We start from the raw sequence: 22,040 nt of genomic DNA, 5'->3' as shown, positions 1-22,040 counted from the left end.
ATCACGATGACGACGGGATGGCCGAGCGCCGCGCCGACCAGGGCCAGGCCGATGCCGGTATTGCCCGCCGTGCCCTCGACGATGGTCCCGCCGGGCTTCAGCGCGCCTGAGGCCCGCGCCGACTGGACGATCGACAGGGCCGCGCGGTCCTTGATCGAGCCGCCGGGGTTCATGAACTCGGCCTTGCCCAGGATCTCGCAGCCGGTCAGGTCCGACAGGCGGTTCAGCCGGATCAGCGGGGTGTTACCGATCAGGTCGGTGATGGAGGCGGTGGTCGTCTGGGTGGACACGATGGAAAGTCTTTCAGTACCGCCATCGCCGTCATCCTCGGGTTTGACCCGAGGATCGGACGTTGGGCGAGGAGAACAGGAGAGTGACGCACGGCCGCTGTGCGTCTCTTCCTCGTCTTGAATGATGACCGTCTGGCCCTCGGGTCAAGCCCGAGGGTGACGGCGGCGATGGATCAGGCCGCGATCCGCTCGCGGCGTTCGACGTGGATACCACATTCCGTCTTGTCCAGCCCCGACCAGCGACCGGCGCGCGCATCCTCGCCTTCCTGCACCGGGCGGGTGCAGGTGTGGCAACCGATGGACAGGTATCCCTGCTCGACCAGCGGATGCCGGGGCAGGGCGTGGGCGACCAGATGCTCCTCGACGTCCTCGGCAGACCAGTCGGCCAGCGGATTGACGCGCAACACCCCGTCCAGAACCTCGAAGGGTTTCAGCGTCGCACGGGTCGAGGCCTGATGGCGCTTGCGACCGGTGATCAGGGCGGTGAAGCCGACCGTGGCGCGGGCCAGCGGCCGGGTCTTGCGCAGGTCGCAGCAGGCGTCGGCGTCGGTCTTCCACAGGTCGTCGCGGGCATCGAGGTCGGCCTTTTCCTGCGCATCCGGCGTGACCAGCCGCACATCGGTCAGGCCGAGGCTGGCGGTCAGCTGCGACCGGTATTGCAGGGTCTGGAAGAAATGCTGGCCGGTCTCCAGAAACACGACGGGCAGGTCGGGCTTCTCTTCCGAGATCAGGTGCAACAGAGCGGCGGCCTCGGCCCCGAACGAGGAGATAGCGGCGGTCTTCAGGCCCAGGGCCGGGTCGAGGGCTGCCTTCAGGATCGCCTCGGCACCCTGTCCGGCGACCTGTTCATTCAGGCGCGCGGCCAGAGCATGCAGATCGCCGTCAGGCTTTGGGGGCAGGGCGGTCCTCGCGGCGGCCCGTCGCTGCCAGATGGTCGGAACCGGATCGATCGCCGCCTGATAGGCGGCGTCGAAGGCATGATCCATCCGCTCCCACGTCGTCCTGTCCGCCCCGGGGTTCAACTCGACCGCATCGAAGCCCGAACGGCGCAGATGACGCGCCTGATCCGGCAGGATCTTGCCGGCGGCGATCAGCCGACCGGTGAAGCCGCGCTCGCGCAGGATCGCACCCAGCGAAAAGCCCCGCCCGTCGCGAAACGCCTCGAACTCCAGCACCAGCACATCGGTCAGCTGTGCCGCCGCCTCGACCTGATCCAGCGGCGTCGTGACCGACAGGCGTGGTCCGTTCTGGATGCCGTCCAGATATTCCAGTTCAGGCGGCGACATCGGCGACCTCCGGGTTCGAGAAGGGCGCATAGATGGCTTGGCGGAACGGCTCGGCCCCGGTCCGGCGCACGGTATCGATGAACCGCTCGCCCTCGGTGCGGATCTCCAGATAGCGATCCAGAGCCCGGGTGATGGCCCCGGGCACCTCGTCGGCGGGCAGGGACCGGCCCACGATCTCGCCCAGCGCCGCCTGTTCGTCGGGGGAACCCCCGACCGTGATCTGGTAGTATTCCTCGCCCTTCCGGTCGACGCCCAGCACGCCGATATGGCCGACGTGGTGGTGGCCGCAGGCGTTGATGCAGCCACTCATGTTGATCCGTACCGGCCCGACCCGCTCCTGATAGTCGAGGTCGGCCAGTTGCTTCGACAGGGCCTGTGCGACCGGAATCGAGCGGGCGTTGGCGAGCGAGCAGTAGTCCAGCCCCGGGCAGGCGATGATGTCGGTCACCAGGTCGGCATTGGGCGTGGCCAGCCCCGCCGCCAGCAACTCGCGCCACAGGGCAGGCGTGTCGTCCAGCCGGACGTGGGGCAGGACCAGGTTCTGCTCATAGGCCGCCCGGACCTCGTCGAACGCGTACCGCTCGGCCAGATCGGCGACGATATCCATCTGCGCGTCGGTGATGTCGCCGGGCACTCCGTCGAGCGGCTTCAGCGAGATGATGACGCTGGCGTATCCTGCCTGTTTGTGCGGTCGGACATTGTTGCGGCTGAACCGGGCGAAGTCGGGATCGGCCAGGACGGCGCGGTCGAACGGCGCGCTGACCTTGGGCAGGTCGGCGAATTCCGGCGGGGCGAAATAGGCCTTGATGCGATCCGCCTCGTCCTGTGGGATCGCCAGGGCGTCGCGGCGCAGGGTGGCGAAATGCGCATCCACCTTCTCGCGGAAGGCGTCGATGCCCAGCGAGGCGACCAGGATCTTGATCCGCGCCTTGTGGATGTTGTCGCGCCGCCCCTCCAGGTTCCAGGCCCGGACGATGGCGGTCAGATAGGCCAGCAGGTCGGCGGCCGGGACCGTCGCGATCTCCTGGGCGATGTGCGGAAGCCGCCCCTGACCCCCGCCGACGAAGACGCGAAACGCCGTGCCGCCGTCCTCGCCCTTCACGATCTGCAGCCCGACGTCGTGGGTGCGGATGGCCGCGCGGTCGGTCTCCGACGCGATCACCGCGATCTTGAACTTGCGCGGCAGGAAGGAGAACTCGGGGTGGATCGTCGACCACTGCCTCAGGATCTCGCACCAGGGGCGCGGGTCCTCCAGCTCGTCGGCCGTTGCTCCGGCGAAGACGTCGGTGGTGACGTTCCTGATGCAGTTGCCGCTGGTCTGGATGGCGTGCATCTCGACTTCGGCCAGATCGCTCAGGATCGCCGGCAGGTCGGTCAGGGCCGGCCAGTTGAACTGGATGTTGGTCCGCGTGGTGAAGTGGCCATAGCCCTTGTCATAGGTCCGGGCGATGTGAGCCAGCCGCCGCATCTGGGTACCGTTCAGGACCCCGTAAGGCACCGCGACGCGCAGCATATAGGCGTGCAGTTGCAGATAGACCCCGTTCATCAGCCGCAGCGGCTTGAACTCGTCCTCGGTCAGGGCACCCGAAGCGCGCCGCGCGACCTGATCGGCGAACTCGGCGACCCGCTCCTTGACCAGGGCATGGTCGAACTCGTCGTAACGGTACATCAGGCGGGCTCGCGGTGGTTCAGGCTGTTGCCGACGGTCGGTCCGGCCGAGCGGATGGTTTCCTTCAGCCGGTCACGCCCGGACGGCGTGTGGCCCGTGACCTCGACCAGATAGGGATTGACCCAGGTGGCGGGTTGCGACGCGGCGGCGCTCAGGGCCGTATCGGCCGCTTCTCCGTCGAACAGGGCGGCCGAGGCCAGATCCTCGACCACGGCGGCGTCGGCGCCCAGATAGATGACGCGGCCGTCCGACAGCCGGTTGGCGGTGACGATCTTCATGCGACCAGCTCCGCGCGCACATCGAGTTGCGCCGCGCTGAACGCCGCGCACTCGCCGACATAGAGCAGGGCCGGGCCGGTCAGATTGGCGCGCGCCACCAGCCCACCCAGATCGGCCAGCGATCCGGTGATGACCCGTTCGTCGGGGCGGCTGCCGTTCTCGACCACCGCCACGGGGGTGGCCGGATCACGACCCGCCGCGATCAGGCTGGCGGCGGTCTCGGCCGCGCGGCCGACGCCCATATAGACGGCCAGGGTCTGGTTCGGCCCTGCCAGTCGTGACCAGTCCGGCGCGATACCGCCGGGCTTTTCCTGGGCCGTGACGAAGGTCACCGACTGGGCCATGTCGCGGTGGGTCAGGGGAATGCCGGCCGAGGCCGCGCAGCCGATCGCGGCCGTGATCCCGGGCACGACGAAGACGGGGACGCCGGCCTTGCGCATGGCCTCCAGTTCCTCGCCGCCGCGTCCGAACACGAAGGGATCGCCGCCCTTCAGCCGGACGACGCGCTGGCCCTTCCTCGCCTCCTCGACCATCAGGGCCTCGATCTGGTCCTGTGGCACCGAATGATGGCTGCGGCTCTTGCCGACGTACAGGCGGTGGGCGTCGCGGCGGGCGCGGTCCAGGATGGCGTCGGGGACCAGTTTGTCGTGGATGATGACGTCGGCGTCCTGAAGCACCCGCAGCGCCTTCAGGGTCAGCAGTTCGGGATTGCCGGGACCGGCCCCGACGATATGGACGACACCTTGGTCTGGCCCTGTGGTGATCTCACTGGCGGCGTTCAGCAGCCGCATCATCTCGCGCCGTGCCTCGGCGGTACGACCGGCGGCGGCCAGGTCAGCGGCGGGCCCCCGGAAGGCCTTCTCCCAGAAACGCCTGCGCGCCATGAAGTCGGGCACCGAGGCGATGACGGTGTCGCGCAGGTCCCGCGCCAGCTTCGCCACCTCGGTCAGGCCGGCGGGCAAAACGGCCTCGATCCGGCTTCGGATGTCGCGGGCCAGGATGGGGGCCGAGCCGCCGGTGGCGATGCCGATCACGACCTCGTCACGGTCGATCAGGGCCGGGGTGTGGAAATCGCTGAGCGCGGGCTTGTCGACCACATTGACCTGGGCCCCTGCCGCACGGGCCAGGGCGGCCAGGTCCGTCGCCAGATCGGTGTCCTCGATGGCGATGAAGACCAGCCGGGCCCCGGCCATGTCTTCAGCTGTGGGCAGGCGTTCGATCGCCACCGTCCCGCCCTGCGCGGCACCGGGGCCGGTCGGGGCTCCGTCCGGTGCGAACCACACCAACTCGGCCGGAGTCTTCTGGAACAGCCTCAGCTTGGCCAGCGCGGGCTCGCCGTCACCGACGATGACGACGCGGGCGCCGTCCATGGGAATGGATGCTAGAAAGACTCTCATGACTGCTCCGCCGGCCTCGATCGGAGGGGCTAGCCTGCCGTGGGTCGTGCGATCACACTCCGCCCGTGGGGTGCGCCGCACAAATCAGATTGTCTTTGTCGGCCTGATAGGATTTCTAACGGCCATGGCCAGACCGCTCCTTCCCCTGAACGCCCTGCGCGCCTTTGAAAGCGCGGCGCGAAACCTGAACTTCAGCCGGGCCGCCGACGAGCTGTCGGTGACGCCGGGCGCCGTCAGCCAGCAGATTCGCTTGCTCGAGGACATCGTCGGTGGCCCCCTGTTCAAGCGCGAGGCCAAGGGGCTGCAACTCACCGACCTGGGTCGCGGTGCCGTGCCCCTGCTGCGCGAGGGATTCGAGCGGCTGATGGACGCCTCGTCCCTGCTGCGCGAACCGCCGAAGAAGAAACAGGTCTCGATCAGCGTGACGCCGTCGTTCGCCGCCAAATGGCTGATGCCGCGCATGGACGACTTCCATACGGCCCACCCGGAGATCGAGGTGTGGATCTCGGCGGACCTCGAACCCGCCGTGCTGGGCGAGGGCGGGGCGGACCTGGCCGTGCGCTACGGCCCCGGGGACTATCCGGGGCATGTCGTCGAACGGCTGATGACCGAGACGGTGTTGCCGGTGATCGCGCCCGCCCTGATGTCCGGTGACAAGCCCATCCGGACCCCCGCCGACCTCGCCGGGCACGTGCTGCTGCACGACATGTCCAACGACGGCGATCCCTCGCGGCCGGACTGGGCAATGTGGCTCAAGGCGCGGCGGGTCAAGCATTCGGACCCGAGGAAGGGCTCGCGCTTCAACCAGTCGTCGATGCTGATCGAGGCGGCGGCGGCGGGACGCGGCGTGGCCCTGGCCAAACGCACCCTGGCCCAGGCGGACCTGGCCTCAGGCCGTCTGGTCGCGCCCTTCCCGGACGGCAGCGAGGCGGTGGGATTCGCCTATCACGTCGTCCTGCCACGCGACCGCCCGCCGTCTCCCAGCGCCACCGCGTTTGTCGCGTGGCTTAAGGCGCAGGCTGTGCATCACGACAACCAGATGGGGCAGTTGTAACCGGACGCCGTCATCCTCGGGCTTGACCCGAGGATCGGACGTTGTGCGAGGAGAACGAACGGTGGGTGCACGATGGTCGTGCGCCGTCCTTCTGCACTGCCTGCCGATGGTCCGGCCCTCGGGTCAAGCCCGAGGGTGACGGGATATCACGCGTTCTGCATCGCGGCGCGCAGGGCCGCGACGCGGACACCGTCGGTCAGCGGGCTCGGCCGAACCGGGCCGTGCAGGACCGAAGGCGTGGCGCTCTGTTCGTCGCCCTTGGGCGTGACCAGGAAGCCATTGCGGGCAAACGCCTTGCCGGAGGCGCGGCGCGAGGTCCAGACCACGATCGGGGCGGCCAGCAGCAGCGGACCGACGATCGGGATGAAGAAGGTGGCCAGGTCCGGTCGGAATGCCAGCGCGGCACAGAACGCCAGGCCCGTGCCCATCTGCCAGCGCATCGAGCGGAAGGCGTCCTTCCACGACACGCCGTCGGCGTCGCGTTGCTGGCAGTGCCAGCCGGCGTCCTGACCGATCAGGATCTTGGTCACGGCGACCGTGTTGGCGACCATGAAGATCGGAGCGAGTGTGGCCGACAGGAAGATCTCGGCCATCATCCCCTTGACGATCTGGCGACCGCCGCCGAAGGCCCGGCGCTCGCGCGGACGCGACAGCACCAGCACCGCACCCATGATCTTGGGCCCGATCAGCAGCACGCCGGCCAGCACCGAGGCCAGCATGAAGGGGGTGAACTGGGGCTTCAGGAAGTAGAAGAACGAGGCCCAGTCGATCGGATAATAGAGCTGGATCACCAGACCGGTCACCAGCGACGCGAACCACAGCGGCGAGGCCAGATAGGCCAGAACGCCCATGAACAGCTGGGTCCGGCTGGCGCCAGTCAGGCCCGGCGCGCCCAGCAGGGCCAGGTGCTGCAGGTTGCCCTGGCACCAGCGGTGCTCGCGACGCACGAAGTCGGTGATGGTCGGCGGGGTCTCTTCGCACGACCCGTCCAGGGCGGCGGTGACATGGACGCCCCAGCCGGCGCGGCGCAGCAGGGCGGCCTCGACCACGTCGTGGCTCATGATATGGCCACCGAACGGCTTCACACCCGGCAGGACCGGCAGGCCGGCGGCCTCGGCGAAGGCGCGGGTGCGCAGGATGGCGTTGTGACCCCAGTAGGAGCCCTCGGCACCCGTCCACCAGGCCAGTCCGGCGGCGGCGACACGGCCGTACAGCTTGACGCTGAACTGCGAAACGCGCGCGAACAGGGTCTGGGCCTTGATGATGGTCGGGGCGGTCTGGATCAGGCCGATGCGCGGATTGCGCTCCATGGCGTCGACCATGCGGAGCAAGGTCTCGCCGGCCATGGTCGAGTCTGCGTCCAGCACGATCATGAACTCATAGGCGCCGCCGAACCGGCGGGTCCAGTCGGTGATGTTGCCGGACTTGGCTTCGACGTTGAGCTCGCGGTGGCGATAGAAGGCCTGGGAATGGGTGCGCAGGCGGAAGCCCGCGAACACGGCCTGTTCCGACATCAGGGCGTCGAGCTTGTTGGTGTCCGACAGCACGAACAGGTCGAAGGCGTCCGAAACCCCCAGGCGCGCCAGACCCGCGTCGATGGCGTGCAGCCGACCGAGCGCCGCGTGGGCGTCCTCGTTGTACAGCGGCATCAGCAGGGCTGTGCGGCTGGTCGGAGCCTCGGGGTGCGGCGAGAAGGACAGGTCCTCCTGCTCGCGGTTGGTCATCAGCACCCACAGGCCGATGGCGGAGTTGGCGAACCAGCAGCCTATCGAGGCGATCAGGATCAGGAACAGGCCGAACGCCAGCATTTCCAGCCCGTCCCAGCCCTTGCGGCCGTACAGGATGAAAGGCGCGATGGCGGCCAGAACGGTGATCAGGGTCGTGGCACCGGCCAGCACCAGACGGCGCAAGGCCACGTTCCGGGGCGAAGTCGCGACGGGCGCAGCCGGCGCGCTCTCCTCGAAGGACTGACGTGGCATGGCCAGCGGGGCATCGTCAGGAGCCCAGGCGTCCGCGCCGAAATCGACGGCGCCGTCCAGGACATCGCTGCGCAGGGCCAGACTGTTCATGGCGTCTCTTGATATCCCGGAGACCGGTGCGCGATGGGAAGGAAGGTGCGCCAGGCTACTGCACCGCAGCATGAACGCATTCTCGTGAAAATCAATCACGGAGTCGTGATTGTCCCGTGATTTTCACATTTCCGTGTCGGCCGCGCGTCGGTGCAGGTGACGCCCCAGGATCAGTGCTGTGACCCCGACCCAGGTGACCAGCACCACGGCGAAGGCCCGTTCCCACCAGCCGACGTTGGCTGGATTGACCGTGCCCGGCAGGACGAGGTGATGGGTGATGACGGTCAGGATCGTCATCACGACGAAGGTCAGTGTCAGGAACGCCTTCAGCCGCGGCATCTCCTTCGTCCCGGCCAGCCCCCACAGCAGCAGCAGGGGCGCGACCTGAATGCCCAGGGCCATGTTGATCACCTGATGGCGCGGGTCCGGATAGGGATACAGGGTCGACAGGGCGAGGCCAGCACCGGCGAGAACGAAGACGATGCCGATCAGCCAGCCGGTGATGTGGGCCCGGGTGATGGCGCTGACGGCCAGTCCGAAGCCGACCCCGGCGAAACCGGCCATCACGCCCGCGACGAACACACCGCCGTTGAAGATCATGGGGTTGGCGGCCGAGTCATTGCCGAGCTCGCTCAGATACTGTCGGGCATTGTCGAAGCCGGGATAGGCGAGGATGGCTACCCCGACGGCCGCGAAGGCCAGCACCGGCGCCATGACCCCGATGGCCAGCAGGATACGCCGCCGCCGGAATCTCACATGCGACCAGTGCCCAGGCGTCAGCCAGGCCAGGGTCGGCCGGCCGGGCAGGGGCCGCAACCCCCAGATCGGGCGCAGCAGCGGAATGCGCCGCACGATCTCATAGATCAGCAAACTGGCCCCCCAGGTCACTGCGGCCAGCAAGGGCGCCTCGATCCACACGGGCAGGACGGCGGGCCGGATTAGCCAGACCGCGCAGACCAGCACCGTCTGGTGCGCCAGATACAGGGTGAAGACCGCGTCGTTCAGATAGGTCAGCACCGGGCCGCCCTTGTCGCGCAGATGCAGGCTGGCAAACCCCAGCAGGGCGACGATCACGGCCCACTGGTCGACGGCCACCACGATATTGCGCGGCACGCCCCCGAAGGCTCCGCCCCCGGGATGCGCGACCTGAAGCATCATCAGCGGCAGGGCGACGGCCGCTACGCTCAACGCCACCCAGCGGAACCGCTCCAGATCGCGCCAGATCGAGACCTGGCGCACGGCGAAGAAGCCGAACAGGAAGGCGGCCAGGGACTGGGCATGGTTGTACCAGTCCCACCACAGGACATTCGTCAGGCCGAACGACGGAAACAGCAGCACCCTCGCCCCGATCAGCCACAGGGCGGGGATGATCAGGATGCGCCGGCCGGCGAATATCGATCCCATCCGGTTCTCGACCGCCTCGATCCAGGTCGGGCGGGTCATCAGGGCCACGATCACGGCGCTGTAGACCGCGATATAGAGGACGAACCACAGATGATTCAGCGGCACCCCGTCGGCCAGGCCGGACGGGCCGAACTCATGTCCCAGCCAGGCCAGATAGCCGCCGTCGAACCCGCCCTTGTCCAGCGCCTCGATCCACGACTGGATCGTCACCAGCACCAGCACGCCGAAGATCAGGGGCGGTGCCAGCCGGGCCACGCGCAGCCGCGCCACCTGCATCGGCGTCTTCCTCAGGGTCATGAACCGGATCGCCGCGCCCGAGACCAGGAACAGCAGGGTCAGCCGCCACGGGTTGGTGACCAGCACCCCCTCACGCATCCACCACAGCGTATGGGTCGAATGGATGTGCCAGTCGTAGACGCCATAGGCCAGGCCGACATGGTAGAAGATCAGCAGGGCGAAGGCCCCGACGCGCAGCCAGTCGAGATCGTATCGGCGTGACGAAGAGGGGGGCGCGCTCACGGCGTCCCTATGGGCGAGGCACGGCGGCCTGTCCACGGTGCAGGTGCCGCAACCCTGGGGCCCGCCGGCCGATCAGCCGCTTCAGGAACGGCGTCGTCGATGATGCGTTCGCCAGCCTCTGATCGGGCGAATGGGACGGCGATGGCGGACGGACTGGCGAAATTTCCCACCGAGTCGGCTCCCAAGGGCCTGACCTGGTGTTCCGACGACCGGCCGGGCCTGACCCGCAAGGTGTCGCGCAAGGGCTTCGACTATCTGGATGCCCACGGTCAGCCGGTCACCGACGAGAAGGTTCTGGACCGCATCCGCATGCTGGCCATTCCGCCCGCCTGGACCGACGTCTGGATCTGTCCGCGCGCATCCGGCCATATCCAGGCCACCGGCCGTGATGTGAAGGCCCGCAAACAATACCGCTACCACGACGGCTGGAGCACCCACGCCGCCTCCAACAAGTTCGACAAACTGCCCGCCTTCGCCGCCGCCCTGCCGCGCCTGCGCAAACAGGTCGAGGCGGACATGGCCCTGAAAGGGGCGTGCCGGGCCAAGGTCCTGGCCACGGCCGTGCAACTGCTGGAGATCACCCTGATCCGGGTCGGCAACGCCGTCTATGCCAAGCAGAACCGCAGCTATGGCCTGACCACATTGCACAAGCGCCATCTGGCCGTGGACGGCACCGGCCTGACCTTCGCCTTCAAGGGCAAGAGCGGCGTCGAGCACAGGGTCAGCGTCCGCGACCGTCGCCTCGCCACCGTCGTCCGATCCCTGCGCGACCTGCCGGGCCAGAGCCTGTTCAAGTATCGCAATGAGGACGGCGATCTGTGCCCCGTCACATCCGACGACGTGAACGCCTATATCCGCGACGCCATGGGCGAACAGTTCTCGGCCAAGGATTTCCGCACCTGGGCCGGCACGGTGTCTGCGGCGCGGGCCCTGCGCGGCATGGAGCCCCCGACCTCGCCGACCGCCGTGAAACGGTCGATCACCGTCTGCGTCAAGGCCACGGCCGGCCTGCTCGGCAACACCCCGACCGTCTGCCGCTCGTCCTATGTCCACCCGGCCGTGTTTGACCTCTACCAGAGCGGACGGATGGCCGAGGTCCTGCCGGGCGCGGAGACCGCCGGATTCGAGAAGGCCCTGGCGAAATTTCTGAAAGCCCCCGGCGCATGACCGCCAAGGGCGAACTCGACACCTATCAGGCCAAGCGCCGGTTCGCCGATACGCCCGAGCCCAAGGGCAGGAAGGCGAAGGCGAAAAAAGGCGCGCCGCTCCGCTATCTGATCCAGCGCCACGCGGCGACGCGGCTGCACTACGACTTCCGCATCGAGGTCGACGGCGTCCTGAAATCATGGGCCGTGACCAAGGCCCCGTCGCGCGATCACACCGTCAAACGCCTGGCCGTCGAGGTCGAGGATCACCCGCTCGACTACGGCGGGTTCGAGGGCACGATCCCGGCCGGAAACTACGGCGCCGGCACGGTCCAGATGTGGGACGAGGGCAGCTGGGAGCCCCAGGAACCCGACCTCGACGCTGCCTTCGCCAGGGGGCAGGTCAAGATGGTCCTGCACGGCGAACGGCTGAAGGGCAAATGGGCCCTGATCCGGCTCAAGGGCGATCGGGGAAAACCGTCCAAGCGCAACAACTGGCTGCTCATCAAGGAGATCGACGATTTCACCGTCGACGGCGAGGGCGACGCCAATATGGAGATCGACGCCTCGGTCACCTCGGGCCGGACCATGGCCCAGATCGCCGAGGGCCGGAAACAGTGGACGTCGTCCAAGCCCACCGGCCGAAAGGCACCGCCCAGACCGAAAGCCGCAGCCGCGCCGCTCAAGAAACCCCCGGCCTTCGTCCCGATCCAGCTCTGCAAGGTCGGCGACTATCCCCCGCGCGGCGCCGGCTGGGCCCACGAGATCAAGTTCGACGGCTATCGCATCCAGGTCAGCGTTGGCGGCGGGAAGGCGACCCTGCGCACCCGCAAGGGACTGGACTGGTCGGATCGGTTCGCGGCCCATGCGACGGACGCCGCGAAATGGCCCGACGGCGTCGTTGACGGCGAGCTGTGTGCCCTCGCCGAAGACCACATGCCGGACTTTTCGGCGCTTCAGGCGGCGATCTCGGACGGCGACACCGGGGGGCTGATCTTTTTCGCCTTCGACCTGCTGTTCGACGGGCCGGAGGACTTGCGCAAACTGCCCCTGTCGCACCGAAAGGCGCGGCTCCAGGCCTATATCGACCGCATCCCGAAGACGGCGGCCAAACGCATCCGCTACGTCGATCATTTCGCCACGACCGGCCAGGCCGTGCTCGACAGCGCCTGCCGGATGGACCTGGAAGGCGTCATCTCCAAGGACCTCACGGCCCCCTACACCGCGGGGCGATCCTCGACCTGGGTCAAGTCGAAATGCCGGGGCAGGGACGAGGTGGTCATCGGCGGCTGGACATCCGAGGGCGACCGCTTCCGCTCCCTGATTGTCGGCGTCCAGGACGTGGACAAGACCGCCGGCAAGGGGCTGCGCCACCTCGGCCGCGTCGGCACGGGCTATTCCGAGGCGGTGGTCAAACGCCTGCTCCCCGCCCTCAAGGCCCAGGCCGCCGACCACAGCCCTTTCGTCGGCAAGGGGGCCCCGCGCAAGTCCTCCGCCGGCGGCACGATACATTGGCTCAAGCCCGTGCTGGTCGCCGAGATCGAGCACGGCGGTTACACCGACAGCGGTTCCCTGCGTCAGGCCGCCTTCAAGGGCCTGCGCGAGGACAAGACCGCCGCCGAGGTCGACGCCATGCCGCAGGCCCCGGTCGATCCGAAGGACGCGACCGGCACGAAGAGCACCGTCAAGGCCTCGCCCCCGCCCCAGCTGAAACTCGGCGGAAAGCCCGGCAAGGTCGTGGTCGCCGGCGTCACCCTGTCGAACCCGGACAAGGTGCTGTGGCCCGGCACCGAAGGCCGTCCTGACATCACCAAGGCCGACCTCGCCCGCTACTACGAGGCGGTCGCGGACCGCATCCTGCCCCATGTCGGTGATCGCCCGACCTCGATCATCCGCGCCCCCGAAGGCATCGGCGGCGAGACCTTCTTCCAGCGCCACGCCATGCCCGGTTCGAACCCCCGGCTGAAGCTGATCGACGTGAATGAGCGCAAACCCTATGTCTCGGTCGTGGATGCTGGCGGCCTGGTCGCGATCGGCCAGTCGGGCGGGCTGGAACTCCATCCCTGGGGCTGCGCGCCGGGCGAGCCCGAAATCCCGGACCAGATCACCTTCGACCTCGACCCCGACGAGGGGCTGGATTTCAACGACGTGATCTCGGCCGCCCGGGTGGTGAAGGCGAAACTGGAAACCCTGGGCCTGAACCCCTTCGTCAAGACGACCGGCGGCAAGGGGCTGCACGTCGTCGTGCCGATCAGGACCGACGCCCGCAGCCGGATCACCTGGGATCAGAACAAGGCCTTCGCCAAGGCCGTCTCGGAGGCAGTCCGCGCCGACGCCCCCGACCGCTTCACCACCACCCTGGCCAAGAAGGCCCGGGGCGGAAAAATCTTTCTCGACTATCTGCGCAATGGCCGGATGGCCACCGCCGTCGCGCCTTGGTCGCCCCGCGCCCGCCCAGCCGCAGGGATCGCCTTCCCCTTGTCATGGACCCAGGTCAGGGCCGGTCTGGACCCCACGGCCTTCAATCTCTGGACCTATGAAGCCCTGCTCAGGAAGGCCGATCCGTGGAAGGATTTCCGCGCCGGGGCCACGAGTCTGACACCGGCGATCAAGGCCATGGGGTCAGCCACAACTCCTTGAAATGACCGGTTTCGGACATTGGTACGGAACGATGATCTCCCGGGCGGGTTGTATGAGGGTCCCGGGGAGGGACCTATCGTGATCCAGATCGAAAACCTCAGAAACCGCGCGCGCTCGTTTCGTCGTCGTGCGGAGTGGATGACCAGTGGCGTGGACCGCGACCGCATCATCGCCATGGCAGCCCAGTTCGACGCTGACGCCCAGTCCATGACCGCCACGCCACGCCTGATTTCGCTGGCCTGACTCCGTTCATCCCCTCCGCGCTCAGGCGGCCTTCGTCTTCGCGGCCGGTTTCCTGGTCGCCGCCTTCCTGGCGGGCGCTTTCTTCGCTCCCGTCGCCGACCCTTTCAGACTGTTCCGCAGGGCCTCCATCAGGTCGATGACATTGGTGTCGTCCGGTTCCTCCACCTCCACAACACCCTTGCCGCCCTTGGTCTTGGACTTGATGAGGTCGCGGAGCGCGTCGTCGTACCGGTCCTTGAACTCGGTCGGATCGAATTCGGCCTCCTTCTGGGCGATGATGCGGGCGGCGATCTCGACCATGTCGGCGTCGGCCTTGACCGTCGGGATGTCGTCGAAATAGTCGCCGGCGTCGCGGACCTCCTCGTGGGCCCGCAGCGTATAGGCGACCAGCCCCTTGCCCCGCACCTCCAGCGCCAGCTGGCGCTCCTTGCCGCGCAGCACCAGCTGGCCCAGCGCCACCTTGCCCTGTTTCTTCATGGCGTCGCGGATGACGGCAAACGCTTCAACGCCGGCGCCCTTTTCCGGCACGACATAGAAGGGATCGTCCCAGTAAAGCCGGTCGATCTCCGTCTCATCGACGAACTTGTCGATGGAAATGGTGCGGGTGCTTTCCAGCCGGACCTGATCGAAATCCTTGTCGTCGAACAGGACATATTCGTCCTTGGACACCTCGTAGCCCCGCACCAGGCTGGACCGTTCGACCGGGCCCGTGTCGGGGTCGGTCGGCACCATGCGGATTCGGTTGTTGGTCTCGGGGTTGATCAGGTTGAAATGGATCTCGCTCGACGACGACGTCGCCGTGTAGAGCGCCACCGGACAGGTGACGAGCGACAGCTTCAGATGTCCCTGCCAGGTGGGTCGTGCGGCCATGATCGCTGCTCCTCGAATTGCAGACTCGCAATGCGAAGCGCGGCGGTTGGTTCAGACTCGGCTCAAAAGCGTCAGTTCGGGCGCACCAGGGACACCTGCACCACGTCCGTCCGACCGGTCGAGAACCCCGCCTCGCAATAGGCCAGATAGAACCGCCACAGCCGGTCGAACGTCGCGTCCATGCCGCTGTAGGTCTCGTCGAACCGCTTCAGCCACAGGGCCAGGGTGCGGGCATAGTCGGCGCCGAACCGCCGCGTCTCGGTGGTGACCAGCCCCTGCGCCGCCGTCTCCTGGTTCAGGCGCGGCTCCGACGGCAGCATCCCGCCGGGGAAGACGTATTTCTGGATGAAGTCGACCTCGCGCCGATAGGCCTCGAACAGGTCGTCGCGGATGGTGATGATCTGCAATCCCGCCCGGCCGCCGGGGACCAGCCGGTCGCGCACCACCTTGAAATAGGTCGGCCACCACTGCTCGCCGACCGCCTCGAACATCTCGATGGAGACTATGCGGTCGAAGGTCTCGGGCGTGTCGCGATAGTCCTGAAGCCGGATCTCGACACGGTCGGACAAGCCCGCTTTGGCCATCCGCTCTATCGCAAAGGCCTGTTGCGCCGGAGACAATGTCAGGCCGACGATGGAGCAGCCGATCTCCCTGGCTGCATATTCGGCGAATCCGCCCCAGCCACAGCCGATCTCCAGCACCCGGTGGTGGGGCTGCAGGTCGATGGACCGGGCGAGGGCCGCGTATTTCTCATGCTGCGCCTGCTCCAGCGACAGGCTGCCCTGCGTCCACAGCGCCGACGAATAGGTCATCGAGGGATCGAGCCAGCGCGAATAGAAGTCGTTGCCGAGGTCATAGTGGGCGACGATGTTCTTCTTCGATCCCGCCCTCGTATTCATCCGCCCCAGGTTGTGGGTCACCCAGTTGAAGGCGCGGACCAGGGCGTTCCCGCTGGTCAGCTTGCCCAGCCGGTCGAAATTGTCCGCCAGCACGATCAGGGTCCGCGCCAGGTCGGGCGTGCGCCATTCGTCGGCCATATAGCTTTCGGCCAGGCCGATCGCTCCGCCCGCCACGATCCGGCGGATGAAGCCCCAGTCACGGATTTCGAGCACGGCCCGGTCCGGCGACGGCGGTCCGAAATGATGCTCCTGGCGATCGGGCATGACCATGGTCAGGCCGCGCCCCTGCCAGTCCTTGTCGGCGGCGCGAAAGGCCCACAGCAGGATGCGGTTGGGGCGAGGCAGGTCGAACCCGAACCGGCCTTGAGCGTCGTCCACCAGGGGAGCCGTCATCTGTCTTCACTCCACGCACCAGGACGCAAACCGCAACCCCACGAACAGCTACGCACCGTGTTCCGAACGGATGCGCGGCTTGTCTGGAACTTTCGCTCCCGCTCAAGCTTAGCTATCCCAGCATCCGGATCGCGACGCCACACGTAGCTGAGCCCGACTGTCAGAAACACCGATACCGCAGGGCTTCATGTACGACCGCATCCCGCCGCATCAAGAGCCCTCGTCCGTCCGCCGCAGGCTGGCGGTCGTCGGGTCAGGCGTGTCTGGTCTCTCGTCAGCCTGGCTGCTGTCACAACACCATGACGTCACCCTGTACGAGGCCGGCGACCGGGTCGGCGGCCATGCCTGTACGGTGGAGGCACCCGACTTCGACCAGCGCGGGTCCTGCATGACGGCGGTGGACATCGGCTTCATCGTCTACAACGAGCCCAACTATCCGAACTTCACGGCCCTGCTGGACCATCTGGGCGTCGCCGCCAAACCGGCCCATATGTCCTTTGCTGTGTCGATGGACGCGGGCGGGTTCGAGTATTCCAGTCACGGCCTGAAGGGTCTGTTCGCCCAGAAGCGCAACCTGGCCAACCCCGAATTCTGGCGGATGCTGGCCGATCTGAAACGCTTCCACCGCGAGGCCGAGGCCGACCTGCCCGAGCTCGACCGGTCGCTAATAACCCTGGGCGACTACCTGGATCGTAAAGGTTACGGTCAGAGTTTCCGCGATCTGCATCTGTTGCCCCAGGCGGCGGCGATCTGGTCGTCGTCATCGCGCCAGATGGCTGACTATCCGGCCGCTGCCTTCGTGCGCTTCTATCGCAACCATCGCCTGCTCGAGGTCGATCTGAAGCCCAACTGGAAGACAGTCGACGGCGGCAGTCGGTCCTATGTCGATGCCCTGACCCGCGCCTTCCGGGGTGAGGTGCTGCTGAACCATTCGGTCGATCTGATCGAGCGGACGCCGGGCCGGGCGACGATCTTCGCCAACGGCGAGCGCCGCTCCTATGACGGTGTCGTTCTGGCCTGCCATTCCGACCAGGCCCTCGCCATGCTGGAACACTCGAGCCCAGAGGAACAGCGGCTGCTGGGCGCGATCGAATACAGCAGGAACCGCGTCGTCCTGCATCGCGACACCGCTCTGATGCCCCGCCGTCGGAATGCCTGGGCCGCCTGGAACTACGTCGGCGAGCAACCGGCGGCGGGCGACGCGGGTCAGCCCAGCGTCACCTACTGGATGAACCTGTTGCAGGGCCTGCCCGGCGACAATCTGTTCGTGACCTTGAACCCCGAGCGCGAGCCGGACCCGGCGACAGTGCTGGTCGATCGCGAGTTCGACCACCCGATCTTTAACGCCGCCGCTCTGGCCGCGCAAAGCGACCTGTGGTCCTTGCAGGGCGTCAACGACACCTGGTTCGCCGGTGCCTGGTTCGGCTCGGGCTTCCACGAGGACGGTTTGCAGGCCGGCCTCGCCGTCGCCGAGGCTATCGGCGGCGTGCGCAGGCCCTGGACTGTCGAGAACGAGAGCGGCCGCATCCCGCTGACCACGCCGGCGATCACCGCCGGTCAAGACATGGCGTTCGCGGCCGAATGATCCAGACGGGCCTCCGCTCTGGCCTCTATGCCGGCACGGTGTTCCACCGCCGGACCCGCCCGCGCGTCCACGCCCTGAAATACCGCGTCTTCATGCTGCTGCTCGACCTCGATGAATGGGACGGGCTGGTGAAGCGTCTGCGCTGGCTGGCTTCCGGCCGGTTCGGCCTGATGACCATGCGCGCCTCGGACTTTGGTGACCGCTCCGACACGCCGCTGAAGACCCAGATCGCGACCCGCCTGGCCGAGGCCGGGATCGCCGGCGGCGGCCCGGTCCAGCTTCTGACCATGCCCCGCATCCTGGGCTACGGCTTCAATCCGCTCAGCGTCTTCTTCTGCCACGCGGCGGACGGGCGGCTGAGCGCCATTCTGTACGAGGTGTCCAACACCTTCGGCGGTCGCCATTCCTATCTCATGCCGGTCGAGCAGACTTCCGGCCCCGTCCGACAGTCCGTGGACAAGGCCTTCCACGTCTCGCCCTTCATGGACATGGACCTGGCCTACCGCTTCGCCGTGACCCCGCCGAAGGGCGCGCCCGGAGAGGCCGCCTCCGTCGCCATCACGGTCGAGGATGCGGACGGCCCCATCCTCTACACCGCCTTAAACGCGCACCGCTCCGAGATCACCGATCGAACCCTGCTGGCCGCCTGGATCACCCATCCATTGCTCACGTTGAAGGTCATCGCCGGCATCCACTGGGAGGCGGTGCGACTGCTGCTCAAGGGCCTGCGCCTGCGCGGCGGCGTCACACCCGCCTATCCCGTCACCGTCGGCGCCGTCTCCGAACCCCGAGGTCACCATGCGTAAGCTTCATTCCATCGCCGTCGCCCTCGCCCTGCTGGCCGGATCCGCCGGCGCCGCCCTGGCCCAGGCCCCCGAGCCGCGCGCGACCATCAACGTCGATCGCTTCATGGGCCGCTGGTACGAGATCGCCCGCACCCCGAACGATCACCAGCGCGACTGCTGGGCCGCCAGCCAGGTCTGGTCGCGCCGCAACGCCACAAGCTTCGCCATCAGCCAGACCTGCCATCGCGGCAGCCGCACCGGCCGGGCGACCACCGTCAACACAAACGCTCGCGTCCTCGACACCGCCACCAATGCCAAATGGGAGGCCAGCTTCTTCGGCGGCCTGATCCGCCAGCGCTACTGGGTCATCGACATCGCCCCCGACTATTCGTGGATGATCGCCACCACCGCCGACGGCCAGTTCCCGGCCCTGCTGTCGCGCAGCCCGACCATGAGCGCCGCCCAGAAGACCGAGCTGATCGCGCGGATGGGCCGCCTCGGCCTGCCGACCCGCCAGCTGATCAGCCGATAGGACGCCGCCGTGCTTCTCGCCCTCGCCTTTGCTCTCGTGTTCATGCTGGTCGTCATGACGACGGCCTGGGCCACCGTGCTGAAAACCGGCAACGCCGGCTGGACCGACGTCTTCTGGACCTTCGGCACCGGCCTGACCGGCGTGATCGTCGCCCTGTCCCCTTGGGCCTGGGACGCCGATGGCCCGAGCGCGCGCCAGATCCTTGTCGCCGTACTCGTCGCCGTCTGGTCGATCCGGCTGGGGGCCTACATCGCCATCCGCGTGGCCCGCACTAAGGAGGAAGACACCCGCTACAAACTGCTCAAGGAAGAGTGGGGCCCCACCTTCGCCAAGCGGCTGTTCCAGCTCGCCATCGTCCAGGCCCCGGCCACGACCCTGCTGTGTGCCTCCATCGCCGCCGCGGCGCTGCGGCCCGGTGAAGGCCTGATGCTGACGGACTATGTCGGCGCCGTGATCCTGGCCGTCGCCATCGCCGGCGAGGGGATCGCCGACCAGCAGATGAAGGCCTTCAAGGCCGACAAGGGCAACAAGGGCCAGATCATGGACAAGGGCCTCTGGGGTCTGTCGCGTCACCCCAACTATGTCTTCGAATGGTTCGGCTGGGTCGCCTATCCGGTCATGGCCATCGACCTCTTTGGTCAGTCGGGGGCCGGAGGCTGGCCCTGGGGCTGGGCCGCCCTGATCGCACCGATCGTCATGTATCTGATCCTGACCCGCCTGACCGGCGTGCCCCCGCTGGAGGCCGCCATGCTGAAATCGCGCGGCCAGGCCTACGCCGACTACCAGAACCGCGTCGGGGCCTTCTTCCCCCGCCCTTCCAAAGCCTCCTGAGGACCGCCCGATGAGCCTGCTCGCCAACAGCGTCAACAAACTCCAGGACGCGCCGTTTCCGGACTTCGTGACCCGCCCCGCCATCGCCCTGCTGGTAGCGAACGCGCGCAAGGCCCTGAAGACCCCGCCCGCCGACGTCGAGGCCGAGTTCGCTCGCGAAATGGCCGCCCGCCCGGTCGCCGAGCACACCGACGCCGCCAACGAACAGCACTACGAGCTACCCGCACGCTTCTTCGAGCTTTGCCTGGGCAGGCACCGCAAATATTCCAGCTGCTTCTACGAGACCCGGACCGCGACCCTGGACCAGGCCGAGGCCAGCGCCCTGCGGATCACCTGCGAACACGCCGACCTTCAGGACGGCCAGGCGGTGCTCGAACTCGGATGCGGCTGGGGCTCGCTGTCGCTCTGGATGGCCGAGCATTACCCCAACTCGACGATTACGGCCGTGTCCAACTCCCACAGCCAGAAGGCCTTCATCGACGGAGAGGCGGCCAGGCGCGGCCTGACCAACCTGACCATCATCACCGCCGACATGAACGTCTTCAACATCGACCGCACCTTCGACCGGATCGTCTCGGTCGAGATGTTCGAGCACATGGCCAACTGGCGTGCCCTGCTCACCAAGGCGGCGGGCTGGCTGAAGGCCGACGGCCGGATGTTCATCCACGTCTTCAGCCACGTCGACCAGCCGTACCGGTTCGAGGTCTCGGACGATTCAGACTTCATCGCCCAGCATTTCTTCACCGGCGGCGTCATGCCCAGCCACGGCCTGATGCGCCAGTATGCCGATATCCTGACCATCGACGACCAGTGGCGCTGGTCCGGCACCCACTACCAGCGCACCGCCGACCACTGGCTGGAGAACATGGACGCCAATGCCGACGAGGTCCGTGCCATCATGACCGAGGTCTATGGCGATCAGGCCGCCCTCTGGACCCGGCGCTGGCGGCGCTTCTACATGGCCACCGCCGGCCTGTTCGGCGACTCGGACGGAACGGTCTGGGGCGTCAGCCACTATCGCCTGAAGAAGGCCTGAGGATCCCATGCTGAAATACATCGCCGCCTATGGATCGTCCGCCATCGCCATGCTGGTGCTCGACGTCGTCTGGCTGACCATGATGGGCGACAGGCTGTACCGCCCCGTGCTCGGCGACTGGATGCGAACCAAGGTCGACTTTGTCGCGGCCGGCGCCTTCTATTTCATCTTCCTGTTCGGGATCACCTTCCTGGCCGTCGTCCCGGCCCTGAACGAACAGAGCTGGAGCCGGGCGGCGATCAACGGGGCGGTGTTCGGCTTCGTGGCCTATGCGACCTATGACCTCACCAACCAGGCGACGCTGACGCGCTGGGCCCTGCACATCACCCTCGCCGACATGGCCTGGGGCACTTTCATCAGCTGCACGGCCGCGCTCGCAGGCTATTTCGGATCGCGCCTGCTGGTGCGCTGATCGCTAAGTCTGCTTGCGGTCGCTGCGCCGCCGTGCGACCGAAGGCGTTGACGATCAACGGATATACAGACGCCGACGCATGGACGCCGACATCAGTCGTCAGACCTTGACGCTAAACCTGCGCCGCGTGGCCGGCGGCGACCGATCCGCGCTTCAGGATGTGTACGATGCGACGTCGTCGAAACTATTCGGGGTGGTCCTTCGTATCTTGAACGATCGAAGCGAGGCCGAGGACGTGCTGCAGGAAGTCTATATCAGCGTCTGGTCCAAGGCGGGCACGTTCGACGAGAACCGTGCGAGCCCGATCACCTGGCTGGCGACCATGGCCCGCAATCGCGCCATCGACCGCCAGCGCCAGGTCGGCCGCCGCACCACCCGCCCGATCGACGATGCCAACGAGGTTCCGGACGACGCCGAGGACGGTCTGGGGGCCGTGCTGCGCTCCGAACAGACCTCCCGGCTGGACGTCTGCATGGACCAGCTGGAGGATTCGCAGGCCAGGGCCATCCGCACCGCCTTTTTCGAGGGCCGCACCTATGAGGACGTGGCCAAGGTGTTCGGCGTCCCGACCGGCACGATGAAGAGCTGGATTCGACGCTCCCTGATGAAGCTGAAGGCTTGCCTGGGCGGATGACCGACACAACCGACTTCCCTTTCCCTGACGAACGCGCAGCCGAATATTCACTGGGCGTGCTGACGGCCG

General features: G+C 67.3%; 20 protein-coding genes. 11 read left to right on the top strand and 9 right to left on the bottom strand.

Going from position 1 to position 22,040, the window contains the following annotated elements; translation table 11 throughout:
* The 5 genes from JHC99_RS08820 to cysG all read right to left on the bottom strand — a co-directional run.
* Window positions 1-290: pyridoxal-phosphate dependent enzyme (locus JHC99_RS08820; protein ID WP_292153462.1), on the bottom strand; the 290-nt coding region annotated here is incomplete at its 3' end.
* A gap of 173 nt (window positions 291-463) precedes the next feature.
* Window positions 464-1,576 (bottom strand): phosphoadenylyl-sulfate reductase, encoded by a 1,113-nt coding sequence (locus JHC99_RS08815; protein ID WP_292153460.1) that lies wholly within the window; start codon window positions 1,574-1,576, stop codon window positions 464-466.
* Window positions 1,563-3,245: a nitrite/sulfite reductase gene (locus JHC99_RS08810; protein WP_292153458.1), complete on the bottom strand. Its 1,683-nt coding sequence runs from the start codon at window positions 3,243-3,245 to the stop codon at window positions 1,563-1,565. Before JHC99_RS08810 ends, JHC99_RS08815 begins: the two co-directional genes overlap by 14 nt.
* Window positions 3,245-3,523, bottom strand: a complete 279-nt coding sequence (locus JHC99_RS08805; protein WP_292153456.1) for a DUF2849 domain-containing protein — start codon at window positions 3,521-3,523, stop codon at window positions 3,245-3,247. The genes JHC99_RS08810 and JHC99_RS08805 overlap by 1 nt, the downstream gene beginning before the upstream one ends.
* The gene (cysG, locus tag JHC99_RS08800) at window positions 3,520-4,920 is read right to left on the bottom strand and encodes a siroheme synthase CysG (protein ID WP_292153454.1); all 1,401 of its coding nucleotides are present in this window, start codon (window positions 4,918-4,920) and stop codon (window positions 3,520-3,522) included. The genes JHC99_RS08805 and cysG overlap by 4 nt, the downstream gene beginning before the upstream one ends.
* A gap of 124 nt (window positions 4,921-5,044) precedes the next feature.
* Between cysG and gcvA the strand changes: the two genes are divergently transcribed.
* Window positions 5,045-5,974, top strand: coding sequence for a transcriptional regulator GcvA (gene gcvA, locus JHC99_RS08795; protein ID WP_292153452.1), 930 nt, complete (start codon window positions 5,045-5,047; stop codon window positions 5,972-5,974).
* Window positions 5,975-6,120: 146 nt separating this feature from the next.
* Here the strand turns inward: gcvA and mdoH are convergent, their stop codons facing one another.
* Together mdoH and JHC99_RS08785 are read right to left on the bottom strand one after the other, a co-directional pair.
* On the bottom strand, window positions 6,121-8,043 hold the full coding sequence (gene mdoH, locus JHC99_RS08790; RefSeq protein ID WP_292153451.1) for a glucans biosynthesis glucosyltransferase MdoH: 1,923 nt from the start codon (window positions 8,041-8,043) through the stop codon (window positions 6,121-6,123).
* A gap of 123 nt (window positions 8,044-8,166) precedes the next feature.
* Complete coding sequence (locus tag JHC99_RS08785) at window positions 8,167-9,966, bottom strand: acyltransferase family protein (protein WP_292153449.1); 1,800 nt, start codon at window positions 9,964-9,966, stop codon at window positions 8,167-8,169.
* Window positions 9,967-10,107: 141 nt separating this feature from the next.
* Between JHC99_RS08785 and JHC99_RS08780 the strand changes: the two genes are divergently transcribed.
* From JHC99_RS08780 to JHC99_RS08770, 3 genes are all read left to right on the top strand, one after another.
* On the top strand, window positions 10,108-11,133 hold the full coding sequence (locus JHC99_RS08780; protein WP_292153447.1) for a DNA topoisomerase IB: 1,026 nt from the start codon (window positions 10,108-10,110) through the stop codon (window positions 11,131-11,133).
* Window positions 11,130-13,751, top strand: coding sequence for a DNA ligase D (ligD, locus tag JHC99_RS08775; RefSeq protein ID WP_292153445.1), 2,622 nt, complete (start codon window positions 11,130-11,132; stop codon window positions 13,749-13,751). The genes JHC99_RS08780 and ligD overlap by 4 nt, the downstream gene beginning before the upstream one ends.
* 78 nt (window positions 13,752-13,829) lie before the next feature.
* Window positions 13,830-13,994 (top strand): hypothetical protein, encoded by a 165-nt coding sequence (locus JHC99_RS08770; protein WP_292153444.1) that lies wholly within the window; start codon window positions 13,830-13,832, stop codon window positions 13,992-13,994.
* A gap of 21 nt (window positions 13,995-14,015) precedes the next feature.
* On the opposite strand, the gene JHC99_RS08765 is transcribed toward JHC99_RS08770, so the two are convergent.
* Both JHC99_RS08765 and JHC99_RS08760 read right to left on the bottom strand, forming a co-directional pair.
* Window positions 14,016-14,864, bottom strand: coding sequence for a Ku protein (locus JHC99_RS08765; RefSeq protein ID WP_292153442.1), 849 nt, complete (start codon window positions 14,862-14,864; stop codon window positions 14,016-14,018).
* A gap of 71 nt (window positions 14,865-14,935) precedes the next feature.
* Window positions 14,936-16,156 carry a cyclopropane-fatty-acyl-phospholipid synthase family protein gene (locus JHC99_RS08760; RefSeq protein WP_292153440.1) on the bottom strand — a complete coding sequence of 407 codons (1,221 nt, stop codon included), beginning with the start codon at window positions 16,154-16,156 and terminating at the stop codon, window positions 14,936-14,938.
* 187 nt (window positions 16,157-16,343) lie between these two features.
* On the opposite strand from JHC99_RS08760, the gene JHC99_RS08755 reads away from it, so the two are divergent.
* From JHC99_RS08755 to JHC99_RS08725, 7 genes are all read left to right on the top strand, one after another.
* Complete coding sequence (locus tag JHC99_RS08755) at window positions 16,344-17,741, top strand: FAD-dependent oxidoreductase (RefSeq protein WP_292153439.1); 1,398 nt, start codon at window positions 16,344-16,346, stop codon at window positions 17,739-17,741.
* The gene (locus JHC99_RS08750) at window positions 17,738-18,547 is read left to right on the top strand and encodes a DUF1365 family protein (RefSeq protein WP_292153438.1); all 810 of its coding nucleotides are present in this window, start codon (window positions 17,738-17,740) and stop codon (window positions 18,545-18,547) included. The genes JHC99_RS08755 and JHC99_RS08750 overlap by 4 nt, the downstream gene beginning before the upstream one ends.
* Window positions 18,540-19,058, top strand: coding sequence for a lipocalin family protein (locus JHC99_RS08745; RefSeq protein ID WP_292153436.1), 519 nt, complete (start codon window positions 18,540-18,542; stop codon window positions 19,056-19,058). The genes JHC99_RS08750 and JHC99_RS08745 overlap by 8 nt, the downstream gene beginning before the upstream one ends.
* A gap of 9 nt (window positions 19,059-19,067) precedes the next feature.
* Window positions 19,068-19,889 carry a DUF1295 domain-containing protein gene (locus JHC99_RS08740; RefSeq protein WP_292153434.1) on the top strand — a complete coding sequence of 274 codons (822 nt, stop codon included), beginning with the start codon at window positions 19,068-19,070 and terminating at the stop codon, window positions 19,887-19,889.
* Between the two features lie 10 nt (window positions 19,890-19,899).
* A complete protein-coding gene (locus JHC99_RS08735) occupies window positions 19,900-20,925 on the top strand; it encodes a cyclopropane-fatty-acyl-phospholipid synthase family protein (RefSeq protein ID WP_292153433.1) in 1,026 nt (341 codons plus the stop codon).
* 7 nt (window positions 20,926-20,932) lie between these two features.
* Window positions 20,933-21,337: a DUF2177 family protein gene (locus tag JHC99_RS08730; protein WP_271146685.1), complete on the top strand. Its 405-nt coding sequence runs from the start codon at window positions 20,933-20,935 to the stop codon at window positions 21,335-21,337.
* 79 nt (window positions 21,338-21,416) lie between these two features.
* Window positions 21,417-21,971, top strand: coding sequence for a sigma-70 family RNA polymerase sigma factor (locus tag JHC99_RS08725; RefSeq protein ID WP_292153430.1), 555 nt, complete (start codon window positions 21,417-21,419; stop codon window positions 21,969-21,971).
* Window positions 21,972-22,040 lie beyond the last annotated feature (69 nt).

This window comes from Brevundimonas sp., assembly GCF_016463485.1.
Classification (GTDB): Bacteria; Pseudomonadota; Alphaproteobacteria; order Caulobacterales; family Caulobacteraceae; genus Brevundimonas.
The sequence above is the reverse complement of the archived record's forward strand: the minus strand, read 5'-3'. Positions and strand labels throughout refer to the sequence as shown.

Coding starts and splice junctions, on each gene's coding strand:
- JHC99_RS08815 (WP_292153460.1), bottom strand. CDS start 1,576: ATGTCGCCGCCTGAACTGGAATATCTGGACGGCATCCAGAACGGACCA.
- JHC99_RS08810 (WP_292153458.1), bottom strand. CDS start 3,245: ATGTACCGTTACGACGAGTTCGACCATGCCCTGGTCAAGGAGCGGGTC.
- JHC99_RS08805 (WP_292153456.1), bottom strand. CDS start 3,523: ATGAAGATCGTCACCGCCAACCGGCTGTCGGACGGCCGCGTCATCTAT.
- cysG (WP_292153454.1), bottom strand. CDS start 4,920: ATGAGAGTCTTTCTAGCATCCATTCCCATGGACGGCGCCCGCGTCGTC.
- gcvA (WP_292153452.1), top strand. CDS start 5,045: ATGGCCAGACCGCTCCTTCCCCTGAACGCCCTGCGCGCCTTTGAAAGC.
- mdoH (WP_292153451.1), bottom strand. CDS start 8,043: ATGAACAGTCTGGCCCTGCGCAGCGATGTCCTGGACGGCGCCGTCGAT.
- JHC99_RS08780 (WP_292153447.1), top strand. CDS start 10,108: ATGGCGGACGGACTGGCGAAATTTCCCACCGAGTCGGCTCCCAAGGGC.
- ligD (WP_292153445.1), top strand. CDS start 11,130: ATGACCGCCAAGGGCGAACTCGACACCTATCAGGCCAAGCGCCGGTTC.
- JHC99_RS08765 (WP_292153442.1), bottom strand. CDS start 14,864: ATGGCCGCACGACCCACCTGGCAGGGACATCTGAAGCTGTCGCTCGTC.
- JHC99_RS08760 (WP_292153440.1), bottom strand. CDS start 16,156: ATGACGGCTCCCCTGGTGGACGACGCTCAAGGCCGGTTCGGGTTCGAC.
- JHC99_RS08755 (WP_292153439.1), top strand. CDS start 16,344: ATGTACGACCGCATCCCGCCGCATCAAGAGCCCTCGTCCGTCCGCCGC.
- JHC99_RS08750 (WP_292153438.1), top strand. CDS start 17,738: ATGATCCAGACGGGCCTCCGCTCTGGCCTCTATGCCGGCACGGTGTTC.
- JHC99_RS08745 (WP_292153436.1), top strand. CDS start 18,540: ATGCGTAAGCTTCATTCCATCGCCGTCGCCCTCGCCCTGCTGGCCGGA.
- JHC99_RS08735 (WP_292153433.1), top strand. CDS start 19,900: ATGAGCCTGCTCGCCAACAGCGTCAACAAACTCCAGGACGCGCCGTTT.
- JHC99_RS08730 (WP_271146685.1), top strand. CDS start 20,933: ATGCTGAAATACATCGCCGCCTATGGATCGTCCGCCATCGCCATGCTG.
- JHC99_RS08725 (WP_292153430.1), top strand. CDS start 21,417: ATGGACGCCGACATCAGTCGTCAGACCTTGACGCTAAACCTGCGCCGC.